7 protein-coding genes are annotated in these 5678 nt (G+C 65.9%); 1 reads left to right on the top strand and 6 read right to left on the bottom strand.

The genetic code is table 11. The annotated features are described in order from the left end of the window. A partial coding sequence (locus EN925_RS20670) for a pyrroline-5-carboxylate reductase dimerization domain-containing protein (RefSeq protein ID WP_281040657.1) occupies positions 1-424 on the top strand: 424 nt, incomplete at its 5' end. Positions 425-452: 28 nt separating this feature from the next. Here the strand turns inward: EN925_RS20670 and EN925_RS20665 are convergent. The 6 genes from EN925_RS20665 to EN925_RS20640 all read right to left on the bottom strand — a co-directional run. Next, a complete protein-coding gene (locus EN925_RS20665) occupies positions 453-1202 on the bottom strand; it encodes an SDR family oxidoreductase (RefSeq protein WP_063168744.1) in 750 nt (249 codons plus the stop codon). An 18-nt stretch (positions 1203-1220) separates the two neighbouring features. After that, a complete protein-coding gene (locus EN925_RS20660; RefSeq protein ID WP_127369410.1) occupies positions 1221-2147 on the bottom strand; it encodes a 3-hydroxyacyl-CoA dehydrogenase NAD-binding domain-containing protein in 927 nt (308 codons plus the stop codon). Continuing rightward, positions 2144-3013, bottom strand: coding sequence for a hypothetical protein (locus EN925_RS20655; RefSeq protein ID WP_127369409.1), 870 nt, complete (start codon positions 3011-3013; stop codon positions 2144-2146). The genes EN925_RS20660 and EN925_RS20655 overlap by 4 nt, the downstream gene beginning before the upstream one ends. A 1-nt stretch (position 3014) precedes the next feature. Next, on the bottom strand, positions 3015-3338 hold the full coding sequence (locus EN925_RS20650) for an NIPSNAP family protein (protein WP_063168741.1): 324 nt from the start codon (positions 3336-3338) through the stop codon (positions 3015-3017). Between the two features lie 63 nt (positions 3339-3401). Continuing rightward, the gene (locus EN925_RS20645) at positions 3402-4718 is read right to left on the bottom strand and encodes an acetoin dehydrogenase dihydrolipoyllysine-residue acetyltransferase subunit (protein ID WP_128336871.1); all 1317 of its coding nucleotides are present in this window, start codon (positions 4716-4718) and stop codon (positions 3402-3404) included. Positions 4719-4732: 14 nt separating this feature from the next. Beyond that, the coding region (locus EN925_RS20640; protein WP_245487253.1) for an alpha-ketoacid dehydrogenase subunit beta at positions 4733-5678 on the bottom strand (946 nt) is incomplete at its 5' end.

Here is a 5678-nt window from a genome sequence, read left to right as displayed (position 1 = left end):
GTTCACGGCTTCCGAAATCTGTGCCAGTCCGACGATCTATTTCCCCGACCTTGAGCAGGCGCGGGCGGTCCTCGACTGGCTTGGCCCCTCGATCGCTCTGGCCAGCGAAACGGACTTCGAGTTGGCGACGGTCAATGCCGCCATCTATGGCTGGGTGCAGGATCTGATCCGCAGGACGACTGAATGGTCGAGCGCGCGAGGTCTCGATCCGGCAATTGGCCGCCGGCTGACGGCGATGACGTTCGTGGCCGCCGGGCGGCTGATTGAGGAGAAAGACCAGCCGATGCATCAGATGCTCGAGGAGCTGGTGACACCGGGCGGCATCACCGAGCGGGGTCTGCAGGTGCTTTCGGCGCGCGGAGTGCCTGCGGCCTGGGAGGAGGCCTGCACGGCCGTGCTCGACAAATTGACCGAGCCGGACTGAGGCGCGGCGTCGCTGACGCCACGCATGCTCATCGTTGCGGCGCGGGCGGATAGGTATGGCCGCCGGGCGCCTGTTCGCTCGGCGCGACGGTCAGTTCGCTGATGTCGACATGATCCGGCATCCGCAGCGCGGTAGCAAGCACGGCGGCAATGTCGGCCGGGCCGAGCGGCCGCTGTTGCGAGTACATGCGCTTGCGCAAGCCCTCGCGGTCGCCGTCGAAGGCCTTCAGATAGAAATCCGTTTCCACACGGCCCGGGGCGATCTCGGTCAGCCGCACGCCGGTGCCCGCGAGATCATAGCGCAGGATGCGACCGGCCTGGGAAAGGCCGGCCTTGGCCGCACCGTAGGTCGTCGTGCCGGGAAAAACGCCGCTGGCAGCCGTGCTGGTCAGGTTGAAGATGTGGCCACGCTTGCGCGCGATCATGCCCGGCAGCAACATGCGGATGAGCTGCAAGGGTGCGGTGAGGTTCAGCGCCACCACCTCGGCTGTTTCCTCCGCGCTCTGTTCGTGCAGGGGGCGCACGGTCGCCAGACCGCCGGCATTGTTGACCAGGACATCGATTTCCGCCGCACCGAGCGCAGAAGCGATCGCCTCGTTGTCGCGCACATCGGCGACAAGCGGTTTCACGCGTGGCCCGAGCCTCTCCTGCAGGACCTGTAGCGCGCCACGGCTGCGCGCCAGCGCATGGACGGTCAATCCTTCCGCGATCAGGCTCTCGACGATCGCTGCGCCGATGCCTTTCGAGGCGCCGGTGACGAGGGCGGTGCGATAGGTCATGGCCATTCTCCGTGACGATTAGAGTGCACCGTGTGCGGCCACTGTTTTCAAAATGCCGACCAGGCCAGGCTCGCGCGCGGCCTTCAGATCCTCGTGGCTGCGCCCGCCTACCGCCGCATTTGTCGAAGCTGTGATCGAGCGGATGGTCTCGCTGTCAAGCTTTGCGTCGAGCAGCGTGTCCCAGATCGCCTGATAGGTCGGGCCATATTTGCGCAGGAAGTCCTCGATGCCATCGGCGTTGAGGCTGTTGGAGATGAACGAACCTTGCAGGGTCCATTTCGCGCCCGGCCCATACATGAAGGCACGATCCACGTCCTCGACCGAGGCGACGCCGTCTCGCACCAGAGCGATCGCCTCGCGCCACATGGCGCCCATCAGGCGCAAGGCGATATGGCCGGTCGCCTCCCGGTTGAGCGTTACCGGCTTCTTGCCGATGGCTTCATAGATGGCGCGTGCGCGGGCGATCGCTTGTGGATCCGATGTCTTGCCGCCGACGATCTCGACCAGCGGCATCAGATGCGCTGGATTGAAGGGATGGCCGAGCACGACGCGGCCGGGCAGGCGGCACTCGCCCTGCATGTCGGACACCAGCAGGGCCGAGGAGGAGGAGGCGATGACGACCTCGTCACCGACATGATCTTCGATCTCGGCGAGCAGCCGGCGCTTGAGGGCCAGGTCTTCCGGACCGTTCTCCTGCACGAAATCGACGCCTTGGAGCGTCTCGGCGAGCGTCGGAAAAAGATGGATCTCGCCGGGCGAGGGCGAGGATCCCTTCAACGCGTCTAGGTCGGCCATGAGTGCAGGCAGCACCTCGTTGAAAGCCGCTTCGCGCCGCTCTGTCGGGTCGAACACGCGCACCGCGTGGCCGGCATGGGCAAAGCAAGCCGTCCAGCGCTGCCCGATGACGCCGAAACCGACAATGCCGATGGTCAGTTTTTCCATCATCCGGCCCTCCTGCCGTCAAGCGCAGCGCGGAAGGCCTCGTTGAGGTCGTTCCACGGGATGAGAAGATCGATCCAAGCGCCGACCCGCCCGGTAGCCAGGATCGCCTCGTCCATCAGCGCACCGAACGGATAGTTGCCGTCCATCGCCGCCTTGAGCCGGAAAAGCAGGGCAGGCGTTTCCTCCATGTGGCAGAAATCGCGTAGCCGGGTCGCGGTCTTGTCGAGCGCGATTGCTGCCGCCTGGCGCAGCACCAATTCGTCCTTCCGGCCGCGCTCGGCGCGGATCCACCAGAGGAATTCGTGCAGCACCCGCGCTTCTGATTCCGCGGTGAAGACAGGCCCTGCCGGGTGCATGATGGCGCGTGACGCGGTGACCCGGCTGATGTCGGCGGGACAGAACACCCACAGCGCCTTGCGAGCGGCAATGATATCCTGTGGCAGCGACGATGGCGGCGAAGACTCGGACACGCCGCCATCCGACCGGACAAGCGTGCCTTCCAGGATGCGGCGGCCCTGGTCCTGTTTCAGTGTCGCGGCAAGTTCGGCAATGCCTTCCACCGGCGCGTCGAGATGGCCGAGAACGGTGATCTCGGCATTCTCCGCCTGAAGCGGCGCGAAGGTGATTTCGAGGAACTGCCGCACCGGCCAGTAGATGAATGCGCCGGCGGTCGCGGAAAGCACATGCGTAGCACCCTCGATATCCTCGACGAAGGGAGCATGCCAATAGATATGGCTGCCGGCGATCTTCGGCGTGTGCAGCTGCAGACGCATCGGCAAGGCCGAAAGCAGCGCGCGGCGCGTGCGCTCGGCATCGCCAGTCAGGCGCAGCGGCCAGCTGCGCCCCTCGGTCGAGAAAGTCAGGTCCATCTTATTTTCCCGGATTGAAGAACGAGACGGGTTTGAGGATCTGGTTGCGCATGTCGAGCAGATAGTCGGTCTCGATCACCTTGCGCCGGTAGGCCTGCCATTCCGGGTCTGCCTCCATGCGGTCGCGCCGCTCCTCCCGGTCGGCAAGGCTTTCATATCTCCACAGATGCACGGTGCGCGAGAGGTCGCCGATATGCGTCTGGAAGAAGCCGAAGGGCTCGCCCAGATAATGCCGCTGCATCGGCAGGCCGACGTCCTCGTAGAGTTTGAGGAAATGCGACAGCTTGTTGGGGCGGGCGGTGTAGGTGCGATGGTCGAAGATCATATCGGCACTCCTTCTGACATTCTGTCGTGGCGCCCTTGACGCGGGCGTGATGGTCTTGCCGGCTCAGCCGGCACTTCGCACCGTCTCGGCGATCAGCCGGGCGGTGAGCGCCGGTGCCTCTATCTGCGGTGCATGGCCGATGCCATCGAGAAGATGAACGGCAGTGAAGCCCGGCGCGCGGGCCGCATGGGCGACCGGAATGACGCGGTCGAGCCTGCCCCAGAGGAGCCGGGTCGGCACGGCAAGCTCTGCAAGCGCGCCCGCGAGATCGAACCCCTGCGTGCCGTCCGGGAACAGGCTTTCGGCCATCGCAGCGAGCGCGTCGCGATTGCCGGTCTTTTCCATCTGTCTGAGCGCGGCCTGCGCATAGCCGGTCGGTAAGGCTGAGGGGTCGCCGACCATCACCGCCAGCCACCGCTCCAAGGCCTGCACCGTGGTCGCGCGGGCAAGACCGGCGATGAAGCCGGCATTGATCTCGGGGCCAAGCCCGCCAGGGGCAAGGAGCGTCACAGAGCGCACCGTAAGACGGCCCAGCCGGGCGAGCGCGAGGGCCGCCGCACCGCCCAGGGAATGGCCGACGAGATGGGCATTGCCGACGCCCATCTCCTCCAGTTGGTCGCAGAGGAGGAAGGTGATCTCCTCGATGCTGCTTGCAGGTCTTACCGCTTCCACGCCATGGCCGGGCAAGTCGAGGCTGATCGTCTCGATCTCCGGACCGAGCAAGGGCACGACCTGCCGCCACACCGAGCGATCCGCCCCGAAGCCGTGGATGAGGACCACGGGCGCCGGCTGTCGGGTCAGCGTTGGCGCGGCAATGGATGGCGTCTGGGCCGTCGCCGGCGTTCGCTGGCCTGCGCTGTCATGTTCATTGGAGAGGGCGGCTAGGGTGGCATCGATGTCGCGCTTCTTGATGCGCCCGCGCGGGCCGCTTCCCGCAATGGCGGCAAGGTCGAGCCCGGCCGCAGCGGCAAGCCGCCGGGCCAGCGGGCTTGCGACTGCACGGCTGCCGGGCGGCCGGATGGAGGAAGGCGCTTCGCTGGTCACAGGATCGCGCGGATTGGTTTCGGCAGCCGTCGCCGTGGCCGGCGCGATCGAAGCGGATTGGCCAGCGATCAGCTTCTCGCCAACTATCGGTTTCTCGTCCGCGATCGTGCCGAGCACGGCGCCCACCGGCGCTTCCTGTCCCTCGGCGAAGAAGATCTCAGCCAGCCAGCCGTCGCGGTCGGCTTCGATTTCGGTCGCGGCCTTGGCCGTCTCGACGCTGACGACCAGATCGCCGGCCTTGACCGGATCGCCTGGCTTCACCGCCCAGGCGATCACCAGCACGGCTTCCATGTATTCGCCGCCGGCGCTGTCGATGCTGATCGGATGGGTCGCCATCGCCGCCGCCTCCGTCACTTCAGCGTCTTCAGCGCGGCGGTGCGGATCTTCTCGGCACTTGGCAGCATCGCCGTTTCCAGCGGCTCGGAATAGGGGATCGGCATGTCCGGCAGCGTGACGCGCGCGACCGGCGCGTCCAGCTCGTCGAAGGCGTGATCCATGATCGTTGCCGAAAGCTCGGCGGCGTAGCCGCAAAAGCGCCAGCCCTCGTTGACCACCACGGCATGGTGCGTTTTCGCGATCGAGGCGACGATGGCGTTGACATCCAGCGGGCGCAGCGACCGGAGATCGACGATCTCGGCCGAAACACCGTCGGCTGCGAGAAGATCCGCGGCTTTCAGTGCCTCGACCACCATCTTGGAGGTGGCGAATATCGAGATATCGCTGCCTTCGCGCAGGGTTGCCGCCTTGCCGAGCGGCACGGTCACATCGCCTTCCGGCACCTCGCCGCGGGTGTTGTAGAGCAGCTTGTGCTCGAGGAAGACCACCGGCTGGTCGTCGCGGATCGCGGCCTTCAGCATGCCCTTGGCGTCGGCGGGCGTCGAAGGAGCAACGACCTTGATGCCGGGTATGTGGGCAAGCATGGAATCGAGCGACTTGGAGTGCTGCGCGCCGGCGCCGGCGCCGCCGCCGCCCTGCGTACGCAGCACGAACGGCATCTTGACCTGGCCGTTCCAGATGTAATTGTAGATCGATGCCTGGTTGACCAGCGCATCGAGCGTCAGCGGCACGAAATCCGCATACATGATTTCCAGCACCGGCCGCGTGCCGGTCATCGCGGCGGTCACGGCCATGGCGGTCAGCGCCTGTTCGGAGATCGGCGTGTCGCGCACCCGCGTTTCGCCGAATTCCTCCATCAGCCCTTTCGTCACCTTGAAGACGCCGCCATAGCGTCCGATGTCCTCGCCAAAGACGAAGACGGAGGGGTCGGCCTGCATCTCTTCGCGCAGTGCCGCATTG

Source organism: Mesorhizobium sp. M7A.F.Ca.US.006.04.2.1 (assembly GCF_004022915.1).
In the GTDB taxonomy this organism is placed as follows: Bacteria; Pseudomonadota; Alphaproteobacteria; order Rhizobiales; family Rhizobiaceae; genus Mesorhizobium; species Mesorhizobium ciceri.
Note: the sequence above shows the minus strand (reverse complement) of the source record. Positions and strands in the feature narration are given on the sequence as shown.